Raw genomic sequence first — 18,446 nt, forward strand, 5'->3', positions numbered from 1 at the left:
CTGAATGAAACCCTCCCAATTCGCCAAAGGCTTCCAAGCGCGCCCGGATACGACCAGCAGCGAAAAGCGTACAGCGCTTGATCGGCTCAACGCGATCGACGGTCTCGTGCAAAACAATGTGCGGCGAACCGACGAGGTCGCCGGCCGATCGAGTCAGTCGATTACGCCGCCGGCATCGAACGAGGCCGAGTCACTGGAGTCCGATAGCGAATCGCCGGAATATCGGGCGTGGCGCGCCGAGCACGGTTATCGTCCCGGGCAGGTCATCGAACTGACGCTCAAGGCCATCAAGGCTAGCCCCTTCAATCCGCGCCATTTTTATCTGAAGTCCTCGATTGCAGAACTTGCTGTCAATCTCGCCAGGCAAGGTCAGCAGCAGGCGATCCACGTCATCCCCGACTACGATAATCCCGGAACCTACTTTGTCAGCGATGGCGGCCGCCGTGTGCGCGCGTTGAAGGAAGCGAACAAGGAAACCGTCAAAGCGATCGTCATTGATCTACCAATCGGTATTCAAAGCTACAAGCTTGGTTACGACCTCAACGTTCAGCGCGACTCGCAAACGGTCTTCGACAACGCGGTCGTCTGGAAGCGGTTTCTCGACGACAGGCATTTCCAGAGTCAGAAAGAACTGGCCGAGCATCTCGGGTTGGACGAATCGACGGTCGCCGTCGCCTTGTCGATCGCGAAACTGCCGGAAGTCGTGATGCAGGAAATGGTCACCCGACCGGATCGATTTGGCTCCAACATGGGGTATCAGGTCGGCCGTTATCACGCGGCGCGAGGGACTGACGCAACGCTGCGCCTGATCAACAAGATCCTGTCCGACGACCTCAGCACGCGCCAGGTTGCCGACATCGTGAAGGGCAGGGTGAGTGCGCAGGAAAGCGCGAAGCCCGCGGGACGTCAACGTTACGCGCAGCGTCTCGAGATCAAGTTCGACGGCGTATCGGTCGGCGATCTGAAATCGTATGGAGACGATCGCATCGAGTTGCGTCTGAAAGGTCTGTCGCGTGAGAAGCGCGACGACATCCTGCATCAGATCGAACGGATGCTGCTGAAAAAATAACGCGGCGTGCAGCCGTGCGACGCACACAAAATTCGCACGGCCGCTTCAGGCAACCGCAAACCCGCAACGCAATGTGATCGTGGTAAGACGCGGCTAAGACCCGGCCGGGTCCGCTCAGATCGGCGACTTCAAGACTTCAAGCCGCGCGCGATTGGCTCAATGTGAATGAGAGCAGTTCGCTGTCGGACGGCTCGCCCCAGGTCTTGCGAGCCAGCCAATCGAAGAACGCCGTCTCCGCGAGCTTCGAATCGAGGCCGCGACGGCGCCAGTCGTCGCGCATGTGCGCGCCCAGGTCCGGCAGTTCGTCCTCTTCGAATGACTGACGCGCAAGCGCCTGCTCGGAGTCACCCTGCTCCTCGTAGAGGGCCTGCGCTTCCTTGCGCCGATACGCGGCGTATTCGCTCAACAGGCGGGCCTTCAGATCGTCCGCCGGCACCGCGCCGGACACCTTGCCGCCATTTGCCGATGGCAGCGCTTCGACCGGCGGCGCATAGCCCTTTTTCAACGCATCCTTGAAGAGTGCGGGCGCGCTGCGCACCGGCGGCAGCGTCGTGCTGCGCATCCGTTGCTCGGTCATCTGCAGCGCCGCGCGAATCCGGTTTTCCTCGCTGTCGGCGTACAGCGTCTGCGCTTCCTTTAGCGGGATGCCGATCTTCACCATGCGGTCGACGAGCGTGCTGTCGAACACGTTCGGATGCTCATCGAGGGCAAGCATCGGCTGCTTGCGCTCCGTCACGCGGAACTGGATCTCGGCGACGCGTCGGCCTTCGCGATGCTCGACCAGCTCGACGAAGATATTCGTGACCGCGTTGACTTCGGCGATAGCCGGTCGCAGGTAGTCGCGCTTGAAATACTTGTATTCGCGCTTCGCCTCATCACCCGCCTCGGTATCGGGCGTGCCGGACAGAATGGGCCGCCACCATTCCCACGACTCGCGCATCGTCAGATGGCTCGGGTTGGTCAGATAGCGCACGCAGATCTCGTACAACGCGAGGCCGGCACTGCTGCGCAACTGGCTCTGGAACTGCAGGCTCAGGCGTGCGTACTGGACCGGGTCGAGCAGCTTCTTCTTGATTTTCGGCGCGAACGAGAACTCGACCCATACGCGGCGCGTGGCCGGATCTTCAAGGATTTCGGCATCGGCGATCAACGTCGAAATACCCCATTTGCGGCCCGGTTTCTGGCTGGACGTACCCGTGCTCCACTCGACCTGAACCGACACCATGCGCCGCAAGTGTTCCTTGACGAGTGCGGTATCGTTGGAATCGAATGCGGAATTGGCGACGATGTCGGACAGAAGCGCCCGGTATGTGTCGCCGGACTCGTCGGCCTGCTGCGCGACGGCGAGCAGCACATTGAACAGCTTGCGGGTAAGCAGCGTGATCTTCCCGTTCTTCGGCTGAATGGCGATGGCTTCGACAGCCTTGCGCAGCTCGGCCGAGCTGGGACTCACCACATCGGTTTTCTTCGCGCGCTTCGTGGCCATGCGTCGGGTCGGGAAGGATTTTGCGCAAGGATACCGACTGGGGTGATGGGCGTCTATAGGGTGTCTCTCACCATTTCTGGGTGAAGTGGGTTTACGAACCGCGACTCACCTCGACACATTCCCGGAAAAGCTCACCTGTCAAAATGACGGCGTATTCCGGCGTTCGTTATTTGTCGCGGCATCCGCAAAAACCGCGTCGGATCGGGCTGCTTTCGACCGCGTCAGATGGCTCCCGTATCGGCTCACCTCGTTGGGCGTCGTAATTTTGCGACGCCTCAAACGTGATGGCACATGTCGATACGCAAACGTTAAGCGCGCTTCGGTTGAGCTTCGCATGAGCGCACGGGATAGCGGGGCGGTCACACGTGACGCACGCAGGTCATGCAACCTTGGGCAAGGCCCGCAGAAGGCAGCGCGCGACACGCCAGACCATTCCCCGGTAGGCGCCGCGCGTGGTCCTCCTATGCGACATCCCACTGGCGCGCCGTCCTGGACGGCCTTGCAGCCGTCGCACGGCCGGAGAACGTATCGAGTGCCGCGCTACCTCCCTGCGCGCCAGCGCAAGCCCGCCGTGACCGCAACGCGACGCCAGGCTCGGCATCACCGTTCCGACCACGCCTGATCGCCAACCGCGTTCGGAGGAATTGGCAGAAGCGTCTAACGCGAGACGCAAGTTGGCCTGGAAACCAGGCCATCCGCATTGTTCAACGTCAGTTCAACGCGCTCGACAACCGCCGCGGCACACCCACAGGCTAACCGTCCTACCGTACCGCAGCGGACCAAAGCACCGCTCAGCCCGCCAGCACTCCCGAAAACGCTCACCTTACTTGCTTCGGGAGCCGCGCAAAGCGGGCTTCACAACCAGCCGACGGGACAAGCGGCAAGTCGATCTCCCGAAAATCCTCACCTGAACGTCGGTCCTGGCAGACTGCAGCCGCCGGATCGACGTGCCAAGGTGATCTCCCGGAAACCCTCACCTGTCGCGGCTTTGCGGGAAAATCCCCAATCGATTCTGGTACTTACCATGTATATATAAACTGGTCCCTGACCGACCGCATGCTCCCGAATTTCCTCACCACTGAGCCCCGCCCGCCACGGCCGCGGATCTCGAACGCGTCGCCAGATAGCTCCCGAAAGCGCTCACCTATTGATCAACACACCCATGGCATCCAACCCGAACTGCCCCGGTGTGGCGTGCCTTTGGCGTAAGTGACCGCAAACCTGGGTCCCGTATTTCCTCACCTGACAAGCGTCCTGCGCCCAATAGAGATCCCGCAAAGACTCACCTTTGCCTGGCACAGTCGGATTCCAGCGGCCGTGAGCGTCGCAATAGAGGATCCCGGATTCACTCACCTTTGACAGTTCTGGCATCTGCCGTCATCGGATTCGGCGCAAAGTACGCACTGAGTCTCCCGCAAATGCTCACCTGTGACGCTGACAAGCCCGGAACTGCCCGAAAAAGACCGCGATCTCCCGAAAAGCCTCACCTGACGAGGCTCTGCGTTCCTGTCGGCGCTCACCAATGGGGTTCGGAGCAGCAAAACGGGACCCTCAATCGCGGTCGGCAAGGCTCCCGAAGCTGCTCACCCAAGGACGATCGCCGGCAAAACCCGCACTTCCGGCAGAATAAGGGTTTGCGCGCGAGCGCCTCCCGAAAACCCTCACCATTGCCGCAGCCTGGTTTTCGGCGGCGTCCCGAACTCGCTCACGAACTGTCCCGCAGCTGCTCACCGAGTCCCCCGAATCCCTTCACTGCCCGGTCCCGTACCGGCTCACCAGGGCTCCCGTAAAGCTTCACCTGATCGGCTGGAAAGCCTTGGCTGATAAGGGTTTGCCGTGGCGTTAACGTTTTTAACCAAGGTTCAAGGGTGTTTACTTTTATCTCTCTCAAAGACAAGGCGCGAGTGATGAAAGAGAAAACCGGAAAACCCTCGCTCTGGTCAATCGTTTCGTGTCGTGAAACATAGGGTCGAAATGATGCGATCGACTAAATCCCTTTGGCTACATAGAGTTATCGCCTATTCTTCGCTTTGTTTCACGCATGCCCCTCAAAAGGCGTCGGTAAGAGCGTCTAACTGGACATCGGGATCGCACTTACGGACACCACGACACCGAACGCACAAAAAACGTAGTAGATGATACGTAACTTGTTATGATTCGTCTGAATCATGCTTGCGACGAGGCACAAATGAATCTCGATGAAGAACGCCAGGCTATTCGGCGAGAACTGGATTCGATGCGTGAGAACGGCGCCCGGCGTCAGGAGCTTTCGCTTCATGCCTGCAAACGGTTGTTCTTCGATCTCGGCATCCGACCATCCATGGCCGCTGTTCGGGATCTGACGCAGACCGGCAGCGCGAGCGATATTCCAAAAGATATCGACGGCTTCTGGGAACGCATCCGGACCGCATCTCGAGTACGCGTCGGGGCCGGCGCGATTCCGAAGGGACTGGAAGAACGTGCCGGAGAACTGCTCGGCACACTGTACCAGGAAGCGCTCGCCGAGGCACGCGCATCGCTCGACGAAGAGCGCAAGGAAATGCACGCGTCCATCGCGGTCGCGAAGCAGGAAATGCACGACGGCAAAATTCGTCACGAAGCGGCGGAACAGGCCATTGCCCGCAGCGAAGCGCGTGCGGACGCCGCCTGGGACCGCGTGCGCACGCTCGAGGCGCAACTGGCCAGCGCGTCGACGCACGGCACCGCGCATCAGGAAAATCTGCAGGCCTCGCTGCGCAGGCTCGAAGCGGAAAACGAGGCGCAGCAAAAACGGCTCGAAACTGAACAGGCGGCCGGTGCGGCACTGCGGGATCGCGTCGACGCGTTGCACGCCGAAATGCGTGCGAGCACCGAACATTACGCCCAGCAGATCAAGGACGCAGTGGCCGAAGCGGAGCGTCGCGTCAAGCCGATGCTCGTCGAACTGGATTCGCTGCGCAGTATGGCCGCTACCTATCAGTCCGGCGTGCGCGATGCGAGCCGCAAGGAATTCGATTTCATCCAGCAACTCGCGGCAGCCAAGGCGAGGGGCGACCGGCTCGATGCGCAATTGCGCGAGCAATCCGATGAACTCGACGTGATGACCCGGCAGGTCGCCGCGTTGCGGACACAGCAGGGCATCGACCCGACGGTCGCGAGCTTGCTGTGCACGTTGGCCGGCTCAGGCCGTTTGAGCGCGGATGAACTGACGTCGATCGGCACCGCGGTCGATGGTCACGTCGCTTTGCCGGCGCGTTGTCCAAAGTGCGAAGCGGGTGAGCCGGAACTGTCACAAGTGGATCACCATTACGAACTGTTTTGCCCGGAGTGTGAGCATTCGTCGGGAACAGGAATGTCGCGGCTTGAAGCGGTGACCCGCTTCCTGTCCGCAGGCGAAGTCCCCGCTTCTACTTAAGCTCCGGTCGCATAACGGTTTTTCCGCGCAGGTGAGCTTATACGGGATCGCGTGGGGTGAGTCTTTACGGGATGTCGTGGACCGGTGAGCGCCGCCGCAAATTCGCATCACCGGTTCATTGTTTGATAGACGGTGATTCACCGCCGGCGATTGCGGCCGCTGCCTGCGGACTACTCCAGATTTTCCACGCGCGGTGCAGTCGATGCGCCGACACCGGCTGCGCGAAGCCGAGCCATTCACCGACAAGTTCCGGTTCGACGCCGCTCTCGAACAATTCGGCGGCGAATGTATTGCGCAACGTCTGTGGGCTCGCACGCGCATCACGCGACGCAGCGATGCCCGCGGCATCGACCAATGCGTCGATTGCACGCAACGTGGTGGCCTTGTGCATCGGCCGTCCGGACGACGACGCGGGGAAAACCAGTCCGCCTGCAATGGCCGTCGTCGCGCGCACCTCAAGCCATGCGTTCAGAACGCCTGCAGCAAACGGCGCGAGCCTGGTACGACGTGACATTGCCGGGCTGTCGCCCTCGACCGCGAGCCACCCGGTGCCAGTGCTGACATCGCGCAGGGTTAACGCGATTGCCTCGCCCGTCTTCAGACCGCCGCCCAGGAAGATCGCTACCAGCGCGCGGTCGCGATACTCCCGCCATCGTTGCGCACCCGATACGCCGCTGACGGGCGATGCGAGATGCGCGACGAGCGCCGCCCGCTCGGCAACGGAAAGAAAGCCGGTTGGTTCGTTATCGCGTGCGTTGCGCCAGCCGGCTTCGCCGTCCTGAGCAATGAATCGTGCCGGGTTGGTCGACGCGATTTCGATGTAGCGGACATGATCGAGAACGCGCTCGATCAATCGCAAATACCGCGCTCGCTGAGGCTTGCGGATCGACAGACCCGCGACGAAATCGGCGATTGAGCGCCGGTCGACCGTTGCAAGCGTTTTGTGACGCGCGGCGAGCCACTCGAGAAAGAGTCCCCACTGTGCCCGGTAGACCTGCGCCGACGACGGACGAAACTGTTGCGCTGCAAGCCACGCATCGAAAGCGATCGCGGGGTCGCGCAGCCAGTCTTCCCGTTCGCGATCGAACAGGTCGCCCGATAACGACGGCGGACCCGCACTGCTCGACGAATGTGAAGGAGAAGCCATGCCCGTTTCTCCGTGAGTTGCGCGAATGGTAGACGCAGGCGCGGCGCTTTTCCTACTCGTATCCGCTACGTGAGCGCCGCTATCCGCCCCAGGCGCGCATCCGGCGCGCGCCTTTTGCCGGATGACGTTTTTGAGCCGCGAGCCGCTTCGCTTCGCGTTGTGCTTCGTCGTACGCGACGACCGCGAATGCGAATACGGCGGGCAACGCATTCGATGCGCCGAAATTCACCGGATCGTCCGTTTCCGGATACGGCAAGCCCGCTGGGCGTTGAAACAGGCCCAGCAGCAGCGCGTCGTGGCGGCTCGCGAATCCGAGGTCGGCGAGGGCCTCGGCCTCGATCGCATGCAGCAGCCGCCAGGTCAGCGGAACCTGTTGCGCGATGTAGCGCGATGCAATGTGGCAAACGATGTGCTCGAGGTCGCGCGCGGCGTTCCGGTAGCGCAGCGCGGCCAATGCGGTATCAGGATCGGTGGACGAGCTGTTCATGTTCGGCTCCAGTCGCGGTCGATGGGGCATATACTGTACAAATATACAGTATTGTCCGCAAGCCCTGCCGAACCGCTGGCAGCCGGGACCAAAACAACGCCCGCCGGGCCCGAACGAAAATAGCCATCCGGCACAAGCCCCACGTTGCCCACAAGCCCCTGCCGCAACCCGCCGCCGCGCGATTCAACCCTGCAACTCGAACCCTGCAACCCAACCCCGCCGGCCCGCTCAGCCGTGAATCACGACCAGCAACGCCTTCGCTTCTCCTTTGCCCGCATTGCGAATCGCATGCGGCTCGTCGGCCAGGTAGCGCGCGGTATCCGCTGTCTTCAACCGTTTCGTCGCGCCCGCTGCCTCGATATCGATCGTGCCGTGCAGCACCGTCAAGTGCTCGCGCGTGCCGGGTTCATGTGCGTTCGATACCAGCGCGCCGCCGGGCTGAAGCGTAAGCTCATACCACTCGAACCTGCCGGCGAGCTCGATCGGCCCCCAGACGCGCAACTGGTATTTCGCATCGTGTCCGCTCAACGTCGGGATGTCATGCGGCCCCGAGACCGCGATGGCCTCCGGCGCCTTCTGCGGCGCAAACAGCGAGTCGAGGCTCACACCGAGCGCGTTCGTCAGGCGCCATGCGACAGCGATGGTCGGATTCGCCTTGTCACGTTCGATTTCGGACAACATCGACTTCGACACGCCGGCCGCGCGCGATAAATCGTCGAGCGTCATCTTGCGTTCGCCGCGCAGCCGCTGGATCTGCTCGCCGACGCGCGGCGGCGCGGCCGTTCCCGCCGATGCCGGCGCACCAGGCGAGGCCGCCGATGCCGTTGCGCCGCGTGCGGGACGGCGGGATTCCGAACTTGCCATTTACTGACCTATCGTTTAGAGTTGTTCGATATATCGAAATTAAGTTCGAAAAATCGAATTTTTCCAGTAAAGCTGACACCGACTATAACAGGCCGCCGCGTCGCCGCACATGATGGTTCACGCGGGCCGCTCATTCGTCCAGGAGCCCATTCATGCGTGATGCTTTCCTCTCTCATCTGCGCGGCACGCTCGACCAGATTCGCGCCGACGGCTTCTACAAGACCGAACGCGTGATTGCGAGCCCACAGGCGGCCGACATCAAGCTTGAAAGCGGCGCCGGCGTGCTGAACTTCTGCGCGAACAACTATCTCGGTCTCGCCGACGACGCGCGCCTGATCGCCGCGGCGAAAGAGGGGCTCGAGCGCGACGGCTTCGGCATGGCGTCCGTGCGTTTCATCTGCGGCACGCAGACCGTGCATAAAGAACTGGAACGCGCGCTGTCCGCGTTTCTGCGCACCGACGATTGCATTCTCTATTCGAGCTGCTTCGATGCGAACGGCGGATTGTTCGAAACGTTGCTCGACGAGTCCGACGCGATCATCAGCGACGAACTGAATCACGCGAGCATTATCGACGGCGTGCGGCTCTCGAAGGCCAGGCGCTATCGCTACAGGAACAACGATCTTGCCGATCTCGAAGCGAAGCTGCGCGAAGCCGATGCGGCGGGTGCGCGCTACAAGCTGATCGCGACCGACGGCGTGTTTTCGATGGACGGCATCATTGCCGATCTGGCCGGCATCTGCGATCTCGCGGACCGCTACGGCGCACTCGTGATGGTCGACGATTCGCACGCGGTCGGTTTTATCGGCGAGCACGGTCGCGGCACGCCCGAGCATTGCGGCGTGCTGTCGCGCGTCGACATCATCACCGGCACGCTCGGCAAGGCGCTTGGCGGTGCATCGGGCGGCTATGTCGCCGCGCGTCAGGAGGTCGTCGATCTGCTGCGTCAGCGCTCACGCCCGTATCTGTTCTCGAACACGCTGACGCCCAGCATCGCCGCCGCGTCGCTGAAGGTGCTCGCGTTGCTCGATAGCGACGAAGGCGCGCGTTTGCGCGAGCGCGTGCGCGCGAACGGTGCGCATTTCCGCCGTGCGATGAGTGCGCTCGGATTTACGCTCGTGCCCGGCGAACATCCGATCATCCCGGTGATGCTCGGCGACGCGCAGCTCGCGTCGAAGATGGCCGATGCATTGCTGCACGAGGGCGTCTACGTGATCGGCTTTTCGTTTCCGGTCGTGCCGCGCGGCCGCGCGCGCATTCGCACGCAGATGAGCGCGGCGCACACCCCGGAACAGATCGATCGCGCGGTGGACGCGTTTGCACGCGTCGGACGTTCGCTCGGCGTGATCTGAGCTTCGGCGCCCCGCTGCTGCTTCGCTTCATTCGAACGCATTAACCGAATTCCGGCAGGATCCCTTATGAAAGCTCTCGCAAAACTCGAACGCGCGCCGGGTCTGACGCTGACCCGCGTGAAGAAACCCGAAGTCGGCCATAACGACGTGATGATTCGCATCACCCGCACCGCGATTTGCGGTACCGACATCCATATCTGGAAGTGGGACGACTGGGCGCAAAAGACGATACCCGTACCGATGCACGTCGGCCATGAGTACGTCGGCGAGATCGTCGAGATGGGTCAGGAAGTACGGGGCTTCGCAATCGGCGATCGCGTGTCGGGAGAAGGGCACATCACCTGCGGTTTTTGCCGCAATTGTCGCGCGGGGCGCCGGCATCTGTGCCGCAATACGGTCGGCGTCGGCGTGAATCGCGAGGGCGCATTTGCCGAATACCTCGTGATTCCCGCATTCAACGCGTTCAAGATTCCGCCCGAGATTTCCGACGACCTAGCCGCGATATTCGATCCGTTCGGTAACGCGACGCATACCGCGCTGTCGTTCAACCTGGTCGGCGAGGACGTGCTGATTACCGGCGCGGGGCCGATTGGCATCATGGCGGTCGCCATCGCCAAACACGTCGGCGCCCGTAACGTCGTGATCACCGATGTCAACGATTACCGGCTCCAGCTCGCGCGCAAGATGGGCGCGACGCGCGCGGTGAACGTCGCACGCGAAACGTTGCACGACGTGATGCTGGATCTGCACATGACCGAGGGCTTCGACGTGGGCCTTGAAATGTCCGGCGTGCCCAGCGCGTTCACCGCGATGCTCGAAGCGATGAACCACGGCGGCAAGATCGCGCTGCTTGGCATTCCGCCTGCACAAACGTCGATCGACTGGAATCAGGTTATTTTCAAGGGCCTCGAAATCAAGGGCATCTACGGCCGCGAGATGTTCGAGACCTGGTACAAGATGGTCGCCATGCTGCAAAGCGGGCTCGACCTGTCGCCGATCCTCACGCACCGCTTTGCGGTCGAAGACTACGAGCGCGCATTTGCGACCATGCTGTCCGGTGAAAGCGGCAAGGTGATTCTCGACTGGACCGCTTGATTGCTGCTTGATTCTTGCCTGATTCCCCGTTGTAACGCCCGTCGAACGGCTGTCTGATCGACTAACCGCTCGCGCCCGCTCGCGGTTTGTCGAATTCGGCCTGAACGCGCACATGCACATCGTCGCCGACAGCCGGGAACCATGACGTCAGCCCGAACTTCGAGCGGCTGAAACTGCCTTGTGCCGAAAAGCCGATCGTATCCAGTTTGGTCAGCGGATCGACGCCGTAGCCGTTGAACTTCACATCAAGCGTTACCGGCTGGGTCGTGCCGCGAATCGTCAGGTCGCCGGTCAGCTTGCCGACCGCGTCGCCGGTGCGCTCGAAATGCGTGCTGACGAAGCGGATGTCCGGATAACGAGCGACATCGAGCATCTCATCGCCCTTCACCATCTTGTCGAGCAGCGGCACGTTCGTGTCGATGCTCGACGCGTCGATCGTGATCGCCACCGCGCTGTTCTCCATGCCACCGTCTCGCCAGTCGAGCTGACCCGTCACGCGGTCGAAGCGCATCGCGAAGCGCGAATACTTGAAGTGATCGACGTCGAAGATAACGCTCCAATGGTCCGCATCCAGTTTGTACGGACCGGCGGGCACGCGTGACTCAGTGGTGCTGACGGTATGCGTGACCACCTGCAGCGGAGTACACGCAGTCATCGCAGCCGACGCGGCCGCGACGACAAAGAGCGCGCGCACGGCGGCCGCGCGGATAGCGGCATTCTTCATGGCCCCTCCGATAGTTCGTTCAACCTGCATCGCCCGGCACGATACGGCACAGACCCGCGCACGCGCAGCGTACCGCAAGCGGCCACACGCCGTCGTGCGTTTCTTCCAAAAGCGTTCAAAAGAATACTTGACGGGGTAGAATGACCGTTCTACCATCCGTTGCATGGCTATCTCGAACGAATTGACGACCACCCCTTCCGGTTCCGCACGCGAGCGGCTGCTCGAAGCGGCCGAAGCGTTGATTTACGCCGGCGGTATTCATGCGACCGGCGTCGACGCGATCGTCAAGCAGTCGGGCACCGCGCGCAAAAGCTTTTATACACATTTCGAATCGAAAGATGCGCTGGTCGCGGCTGCACTCGAGCGTCGCGACGAGCGCTGGATGAACTGGTTTATCGAAGGCACGCTGCGGCATGGAAAACGGCCGCATGCGCGTCTGTTAGGCATGTTTGACGTACTGCGCGAATGGTTCGCGTCGGATGTGTTTCATGGCTGCGCGTTTTTGAACGCGGCGGGTGAAATCGCATCGCCGGACGACCCGATTCGCGTGGTCGCGCGCGAACACAAGGAACGTCTGCTCGCCTTCGTGCGCGCCCAATGCGACGAGTTTGTCGCATCGGTGGGCGTCGATGCGCGGCGCGCCGACCGGCTGTCGCGTCAGCTGCTGATTCTGATTGACGGCGCAATCGGCGTCGCGCTCGTCAGCGGCGAATCCGACGCGGCACTCGATGCGCGCGCGGCGGCCGAGCATGTGCTCGATGCGTATCACCCCCATGCGCGTTCGCCGTCCGGCGGACAACCATCCACGGCAAGAGACCGTAACCGTTCTTAGGAGCTCATCATGGCAGAGATTGAAACCCGCCCGCCCGTTCCGCCCTTCACGCGCGAAACCGCGATCCAGAAAGTACGCGGCGCGGAAGACGGATGGAACACGCGCGACCCTGAACGCGTGTCGCTCGCTTATACGCCGCAAAGCGTCTGGCGCAACCGCGTGGAATTCGTGACCGGCCGCGCGGCGATCATCGAGTTGCTGCGCCGTAAATGGAAGCGTGAGCTCGACTACCGGCTGATCAAGGAACTGTGGGCATTCACGGACAACCGCATTGCGGTGCGTTTCGCGTACGAGTTCCACGACGATTCGAACACGTGGTTCCGCGCATACGGCAACGAGAACTGGGAGTTCGACGAGAACGGCCTGATGGCCCATCGTCACGCCAGCATCAATGAAATGCCCATCCGCGAAGCAGACCGCCTGTTCCGCTGGCCGCTCGGCCGCCGCCCGGACGATCATCCGGGGCTGTCCGATCTCGGTCTCTGACTATTACGTTGAGCATACGGTGAGCGTTCCTGCCGGACGTTCACCGGTCTGTCATCAGCCTTCGGCTATTGTCCTGCCTGCTGCGGTCAAGCCGTTTCCCCATCCTGTCGCGCCGAAGCGATACTCCACGGATTTCGCGGATTGTCGGGTAGAGTGCGCGACGGGGAAGCAAATCGATAAAAGACCGCAGTTTTGACACCGGCATCCGATCGCCGGCGGAGAGGACATGCGTTTTCGGCAGACCAGCAACATCAAGAAAAATATCCAACGCGCCATCGCGGCGCTGGCAGTCGGACTCGCGGCGACGTCCGCGCACGCTGACTGGTGCTCAGGCGGCGTATGGGTCGACGCAATGTTTGCGTCGTACCACATCAATCCGGACCCCGGCACCCACTTCGAGGAATTCAATCCGGGTCTGGGCGTCGAGTGCTGGTTGAACAACCAGTGGGCGCTGACCGCGGGCGGCTTCCGCAACTCGCTGCGCCGGCCTTCGTACTATGGCGGCGGCGTGTGGGCCCCGGAGTTCGCGCATTGGGGCTTTGTGCGGCTCGCGGTAATCGGCGGCATTATTTCCGGGTACAACTACGGCAACTGGGGTCTCGGGCGGAATCATTCGGTCGGCCCGGTCGCGGCCCCGATCGTGATGACCGAGTACAAGCGCGTCGGCATCAACTTTATCGTCGTACCGCCGATTCCTTCGGATAACTTGCCTTTTACGGTCGGGTTTCAGTTGCGGGTGAAGTTCTAGTTGTTCTTGCCGCCGGACCGAATGGCTGCGCGACCCGATGGCGATCCCGCCGCGCAGCCATGTTCGACATTCAATTCAGATGCCGCCCATACAGAGGTACTTGGTTTCGAGGTAGTCCTCGATGCCGTACTTCGAGCCTTCACGGCCGAGTCCGGATTGCTTGATGCCGCCGAATGGCGCGACTTCGTTCGAGATCAGGCCGGTGTTGATGCCGACCATCCCGTATTCGAGCGCCTCGGACACGCGCCAGACGCGCCCGATGTCCCGGCTGTAGAAGTACGAGGCCAGACCGAATTCGGTTGCATTCGCCGCCTCGATCGCCTCGCGCTCGTCGCGAAAGCGGAACAGCGGTGCGACCGGGCCGAAGGTTTCCTCGGTCGCGAAGCGCATCGACGCGGTCACGCCGCCAACCACGGTCGGCTCGAAGAACAGCTTGCCGGCTGCGTGGCGCTTGCCGCCGGTGAGCACGCGCGCGCCCTGCGTCACCGCGTCGGCGATATGCGCTTCGACCTTCTCGACCGCGGCTTCGTTGATGAGCGGCCCCTGCGCGACGCCGTCCTCGAAGCCGTTGCCGACCTTGATGCGGCTGACCGCCGCCGCGAATTTCTCCGCGAACGCGTCGTACACGCCGTCCTGCACGTAGAAGCGGTTCGTGCAGACGCAGGTTTGCCCGGCGTTCCGGTACTTCGACGCGAGCGCGCCTTCGACGGCCGCATCGAGATCGGCGTCGTCGAACACGATGAACGGCGCGTTGCCGCCGAGCTCGAGCGAGACCTTCTTGACCGTCGGTGCGCATTGACTCATGAGCAGCCGGCCCACCGGCGTCGAACCGGTGAACGTGAGCTTGCGCACGATCGGATTGGCGGTCATTTCAGCGCCGATCGCGCGCGGGTCGCCGACCACGACGCTGAATACGCCGGCCGGCACGCCCGCGCGGTGCGCGAGTTCGGCCAGCGCGAGCGCCGACAGCGGTGTGGCTTCAGCGGGCTTCAGAACCATCGCGCAACCGGCGGCGAGCGCGGGCGCGGCCTTGCGCGTGATCATCGCGGCCGGGAAGTTCCACGGCGTGATCGCGGCGCACACGCCGATCGGCTCCTTCGTGACGAGCATCCGCTTGTCGCCGGCGGGCGAAGCGAGCACGTCGCCATCGACGCGCTTCGCCTGTTCGGCGAACCATTCGATAAACGACGCCGCGTAACCGATCTCACCTTTTGCTTCCGCGAGCGGCTTGCCTTGCTCGGCCGACATGATCGTCGCGAGGTCGTCCGTGCTCGCGACCATCAGCGCGTGCCAGCGCTTCAGGATTGCGGCGCGCTGCGCAGCGGTCAGGGCGCGCCAGCTGTGCTGCGCACGTTCGGCGGCGATGATCGCGCGGCGCGTTTCGGTGCCCGTCATCAGCGGCACGGCGGCGATTGTCTCGCCGGTGGCCGGATCGACGACGTCGAACGTGCGTGCGTCGTCGGCGCCGCACCATGCGCCGTCGACATAGGCGAGCGTGCGCAACAGGCTGGGGTCGGCGAGCCGGGAAAGCGGATGGGATTCAGTCATGGTCGTCGCGAAGGGCGTGCCGCCGGCGCATGCGGCGCGGCGGTCGGTTATGTTGTGAAAGCGAGGTGGCGCGTGCGTTACTGCTGTTCCTGGTCTTTCCAGCGCTTGACCTTGCCGGTGTCGATATCGAACAGATCGAGCATGCGGCCGATCGTGTGATTGACGATGTCGTCGATCGTTTGCGGCTTCTGGTAGAACGCCGGAACGATCGGCGCGATGACCGCGCCCATGTCGGACAGTTGCACGAGCGTGCGCAGATGGCCGCCGTGCAGCGGCGTTTCGCGCACGCCGAGCACGAGCCGGCGGCGCTCCTTCAGCACCACGTCGGCCGCGCGGCTGATCAGCGTGCTCGTGATGCCGGTGGCGATCTCGCTCATCGAGCGCACCGAGCACGGCACGATCAGCATGCCCTTCGTCTTGAACGAACCCGACGAAATCGCTGCACCGATGTCGCCGGGCGAGTACCAGCGCGACGCGCGGGCACGCAGATCGGCCGCGCGGACGTCGGTTTCGTAGGTCATCGTCAGTTCTGCGGCCTTGCTGATCACGAGATGCGTCTCGACGCCCGCCTCGGCGAGCAGTTCGAGCGCGCGAATCCCGTAGATCACACCGGACGCGCCGGTGATGCCGACGATGATCCGGTCCGGCGTGCCGTTACTCATGGCCATTCTCGTAGCCGCGTACCGGCGAATTCGGCTCGACGCCGGCACGGCGGCGCGCCTTGTAGGACGCGTCGCGCTGCATCCACTCGCCGCGCGTCGCCTGCTCGGCGTTGCGATCCCATTCGTCGGTCCAGTCGCCGAGCGAGTAGCCGTACCACGGCGACTCCGGCTTCAGCGCAGGCAGCCCAAGCCGCTCCCACAGCACCTTCGCGTTTTCCATGTACTCCTTCTTCGGCAGCGCGAGCGGCGGCATCGGCGTTTTCATCGTCGCGTCGACCAGCATCGCCGAATCAAGGCCCGTATCGTGATCCGAGCGCGGGCCGTGGCCGTGCTCGCGATACGGAATCAGCTTCACGTCCTCGACCGGATTGCAGCGGTAGCCCATCGCCCAGAACACGGCATCCGCATTGTTCGGATCGATGTCGTCGTCGATGGCGACCACGAACTTGCCGATCGCGGCCTGCAGCGACATCGTGCCGTACAGCGCACGCCAGACTTCGGTCTTCTTCGCGCCGCGCTCGAACTGCAGGAATACGAAGCGGCGCAGGTTCGTCAGCGGCTCGTGCAGCGATACCTTCTTGATGCCGCGAATGCCGAGGTGGTCGCGCAGATGGCGCAGGAACATCGGCTCGTAGGCGAGCCGCTTGATCACGCTCGATTCGGACGGCGTCACCTGCGAGATGATCGACGTCAGCACCGCATCCTTGCGCCGCGTGATCGCGGTTATTTCGATTGCGAGGTTGAAGTCTTCGAGCGCCACGTAACCATGGCTTTCGCCGAACGGGCCTTCCGGTTCGAGATACGTCGGATCGACATAACCCTCGACGACGACTTCCGCCTCGGCCGGCACCAGCAGATCGACCGTGCGGCCCTTGACGACGCGAATCGGCGCACCGGCGAGGCCGCCGGCGACGCCAAGCTCGTCGACGTTCGGGCGCAGCTTCTGCGGACCCTGAAACGCGACCACGGGCGGCGCGCCGAGCACGATCGCCACCGGCATCTTCTCGCCCTTGGCCGAGTGCTTGCGCCAATGGTCGAGGCCGCCCGCGCGCAGGTTCACGAGCATCATCATGCCGAGGCGCGTCGGCGACTTCAGATGGCCGCGATAGGTGCCCATGTTCTGCACGCCGGTTTCCGGATCGCGCGAGATCACGCCGGTCATCGTCATGTACGGCGCGGCGTCGAAGCCAGGCGTCGAAATCGGCAGCGGCAGCGATTCAAGGCCGTTGCCGGGGCCTTCGAGATCCTTGCCCTCGATCACGATGTCGTGCACGGGCCCGCTTTCGACCACCACCGGCGGCACCGGATTGTCGATCGCGCGGTTCCACGCGTCGCCGATATCGTCGAGCGTCGGCACGTTCATACCGATCCGGTAGATTTCCGGATTCGCCGCGATGCCGCCGACGATCACCGGAATGTCGTACTTGCGGCCCTTGCTGTCGACGATGTTCGTGAACAGGAACGCCTTGCGCTCGGCTTCCGGAATGCCGCCGCGGAACTGCCAGCGCACCAGCGGATGCATCTCGGTGTCCTTGTTGACCGGTTCGTCGATCCGGTACAGAAGGCCTGCCGCATCGAGGCGGGCGATGTGTTCGTGCAGGTCCGCGTAACCGGACGTGCCGGTCGGTGTGCGAGTGGTGTCTTTTTCAGCCATGGCTAGAGGTCCCGTGAGACGCCGCGTCGCGCGGCGCCCGTATTGCTTGAAGCGTGTTGCCCGATGCGGGATGAGGCTGCTTCGATCCATCCCGCGGTCCGTGCGTCTGCTGCGACGCAGTGCCGGTGTTTCAGCGGCGCATCGACGTCATTGCGTTCGCGAGTGCGGCGCCCGCCACTTCGCTCGCCAGCGAGAAGTCGGGAATCGTGATCTCGCGGAAGTACGTCTTCAGCGCGGCGAGCGCGATCCGCTCGCGCGTGCAGATCGAGGCGACCATCGCGTCGGCGCGCTGCTGCAGGCTCGCGCCCGGCACCACTTCGGCGATGAAGCCCCATTCGCGCGCGGTTGCCGCGTCGATCGTCTCGGTCAGATAGACCATGTGCGCGGACGCCTTCGGCGGCACCTTGTAGCGCAGCACCGACAGCACCAGCGTCGGCGGCAGGTTCTTCTGCAGCTCGGGCAGGCTGAAACGCGCGGTGTCGGCGGCGACAGCCATGTCGCAGGCGGCGACGAATGCACAACCGAAGCCTTCAGCGTCGCCTTGCACTTCGGCGAGCAGCGGCACTTCGCTTTCGTGCATCGCGCGGTAGACGTCGAGAATCGGATCGGCCACGTTGCGGCGGAATTGCGCGGCGGAGGGCGGCGTCGCCGGCGGCGCGCTGACTGCGCGGCCGCGGCAGAACGCGGGACCCGACGCGCGGATGCGGATGATCTTCACGGCGCTGTCGCGGCCCGCAGTGCGGATCTCGGCAGCGATCGCGCGCATCGCGTCGAGCGTCAACATGTTGCCGAGGTCCGGCTGGGCGAGCGTGATGCGGTACTCGGAATCGTGCAGCGCTGAAGTGAATTCGGTCGTCATGGTCAGGTCAGGTCAAGTCAAGGAAAATGGTCGATGAGT

Annotated in this window: 16 protein-coding genes; 7 read left to right on the forward strand and 9 right to left on the reverse strand. The window is 63.0% G+C overall.

What is annotated here, in order from left to right:
- The first annotated feature begins 4 nt into the window (after nt 1-4).
- Nucleotides 5-1,069 carry a ParB/RepB/Spo0J family partition protein gene (locus tag HV675_RS02130; protein ID WP_175109100.1) on the forward strand — a complete coding sequence of 355 codons (1,065 nt, stop codon included), beginning with the start codon at nt 5-7 and terminating at the stop codon, nt 1,067-1,069.
- 136 nt (nt 1,070-1,205) lie between these two features.
- Here the strand turns inward: HV675_RS02130 and HV675_RS02135 are convergent, their stop codons facing one another.
- Complete coding sequence (locus HV675_RS02135) at nt 1,206-2,555, reverse strand: replication initiation protein (RefSeq protein ID WP_175109101.1); 1,350 nt, start codon at nt 2,553-2,555, stop codon at nt 1,206-1,208.
- Nucleotides 2,556-4,743: 2,188 nt separating this feature from the next.
- Here HV675_RS02135 and HV675_RS02140 point away from each other — a divergent pair.
- Nucleotides 4,744-5,949 (forward strand): DNA-binding protein, encoded by a 1,206-nt coding sequence (locus HV675_RS02140; protein ID WP_175109102.1) that lies wholly within the window; start codon nt 4,744-4,746, stop codon nt 5,947-5,949.
- Between the two features lie 115 nt (nt 5,950-6,064).
- On the opposite strand, the gene HV675_RS02145 is transcribed toward HV675_RS02140, so the two are convergent.
- From HV675_RS02145 to HV675_RS02155, 3 genes are all read right to left on the reverse strand, one after another.
- A complete protein-coding gene (locus tag HV675_RS02145; protein ID WP_175109103.1) occupies nt 6,065-7,096 on the reverse strand; it encodes a tyrosine-type recombinase/integrase in 1,032 nt (343 codons plus the stop codon).
- 79 nt (nt 7,097-7,175) lie between these two features.
- Nucleotides 7,176-7,583 carry a DUF2471 family protein gene (locus HV675_RS02150; protein WP_175109104.1) on the reverse strand — a complete coding sequence of 136 codons (408 nt, stop codon included), beginning with the start codon at nt 7,581-7,583 and terminating at the stop codon, nt 7,176-7,178.
- Nucleotides 7,584-7,811: 228 nt separating this feature from the next.
- Nucleotides 7,812-8,447 carry a helix-turn-helix domain-containing protein gene (locus HV675_RS02155; RefSeq protein WP_175109105.1) on the reverse strand — a complete coding sequence of 212 codons (636 nt, stop codon included), beginning with the start codon at nt 8,445-8,447 and terminating at the stop codon, nt 7,812-7,814.
- Nucleotides 8,448-8,599: 152 nt separating this feature from the next.
- Here HV675_RS02155 and HV675_RS02160 point away from each other — a divergent pair, with 152 nt between their 5' ends.
- Together HV675_RS02160 and tdh are read left to right on the forward strand one after the other, a co-directional pair.
- Nucleotides 8,600-9,799, forward strand: a complete 1,200-nt coding sequence (locus tag HV675_RS02160; RefSeq protein WP_175109106.1) for a glycine C-acetyltransferase — start codon at nt 8,600-8,602, stop codon at nt 9,797-9,799.
- A 66-nt stretch (nt 9,800-9,865) separates the two neighbouring features.
- Nucleotides 9,866-10,894 (forward strand): L-threonine 3-dehydrogenase, encoded by a 1,029-nt coding sequence (gene tdh, locus HV675_RS02165; RefSeq protein WP_175109107.1) that lies wholly within the window; start codon nt 9,866-9,868, stop codon nt 10,892-10,894.
- 61 nt (nt 10,895-10,955) lie between these two features.
- On the opposite strand, the gene HV675_RS02170 is transcribed toward tdh, so the two are convergent.
- Nucleotides 10,956-11,618, reverse strand: a complete 663-nt coding sequence (locus HV675_RS02170; RefSeq protein WP_175109108.1) for a YceI family protein — start codon at nt 11,616-11,618, stop codon at nt 10,956-10,958.
- A 163-nt stretch (nt 11,619-11,781) separates the two neighbouring features.
- On the opposite strand from HV675_RS02170, the gene HV675_RS02175 reads away from it, so the two are divergent.
- From HV675_RS02175 to HV675_RS02185, 3 genes are all read left to right on the forward strand, one after another.
- The gene (locus tag HV675_RS02175; protein ID WP_175109109.1) at nt 11,782-12,450 is read left to right on the forward strand and encodes a TetR/AcrR family transcriptional regulator; all 669 of its coding nucleotides are present in this window, start codon (nt 11,782-11,784) and stop codon (nt 12,448-12,450) included.
- Nucleotides 12,451-12,459: 9 nt separating this feature from the next.
- On the forward strand, nt 12,460-12,936 hold the full coding sequence (locus HV675_RS02180; RefSeq protein ID WP_175109110.1) for a nuclear transport factor 2 family protein: 477 nt from the start codon (nt 12,460-12,462) through the stop codon (nt 12,934-12,936).
- Between the two features lie 226 nt (nt 12,937-13,162).
- A complete protein-coding gene (locus tag HV675_RS02185) occupies nt 13,163-13,684 on the forward strand; it encodes a hypothetical protein (protein WP_175109111.1) in 522 nt (173 codons plus the stop codon).
- Nucleotides 13,685-13,759: 75 nt separating this feature from the next.
- Here HV675_RS02185 and HV675_RS02190 read toward each other — a convergent pair whose 3' ends face one another.
- From HV675_RS02190 to HV675_RS02205, 4 genes are all read right to left on the reverse strand, one after another.
- Nucleotides 13,760-15,232 carry an NAD-dependent succinate-semialdehyde dehydrogenase gene (locus HV675_RS02190; RefSeq protein WP_175109112.1) on the reverse strand — a complete coding sequence of 491 codons (1,473 nt, stop codon included), beginning with the start codon at nt 15,230-15,232 and terminating at the stop codon, nt 13,760-13,762.
- A gap of 77 nt (nt 15,233-15,309) precedes the next feature.
- Nucleotides 15,310-15,900, reverse strand: a complete 591-nt coding sequence (locus HV675_RS02195) for a UbiX family flavin prenyltransferase (protein ID WP_217477999.1) — start codon at nt 15,898-15,900, stop codon at nt 15,310-15,312.
- Nucleotides 15,887-17,548 carry a UbiD family decarboxylase gene (locus tag HV675_RS02200; protein WP_175109114.1) on the reverse strand — a complete coding sequence of 554 codons (1,662 nt, stop codon included), beginning with the start codon at nt 17,546-17,548 and terminating at the stop codon, nt 15,887-15,889. Before HV675_RS02200 ends, HV675_RS02195 begins: the two co-directional genes overlap by 14 nt.
- 130 nt (nt 17,549-17,678) lie before the next feature.
- Nucleotides 17,679-18,407: an enoyl-CoA hydratase/isomerase family protein gene (locus HV675_RS02205; protein ID WP_175109115.1), complete on the reverse strand. Its 729-nt coding sequence runs from the start codon at nt 18,405-18,407 to the stop codon at nt 17,679-17,681.
- Nucleotides 18,408-18,446: the final 39 nt, after the last annotated feature.

It is taken from the genome of Paraburkholderia solisilvae, assembly GCF_902859875.1.
In the GTDB taxonomy this organism is placed as follows: domain Bacteria; phylum Pseudomonadota; class Gammaproteobacteria; order Burkholderiales; family Burkholderiaceae; genus Paraburkholderia; species Paraburkholderia solisilvae.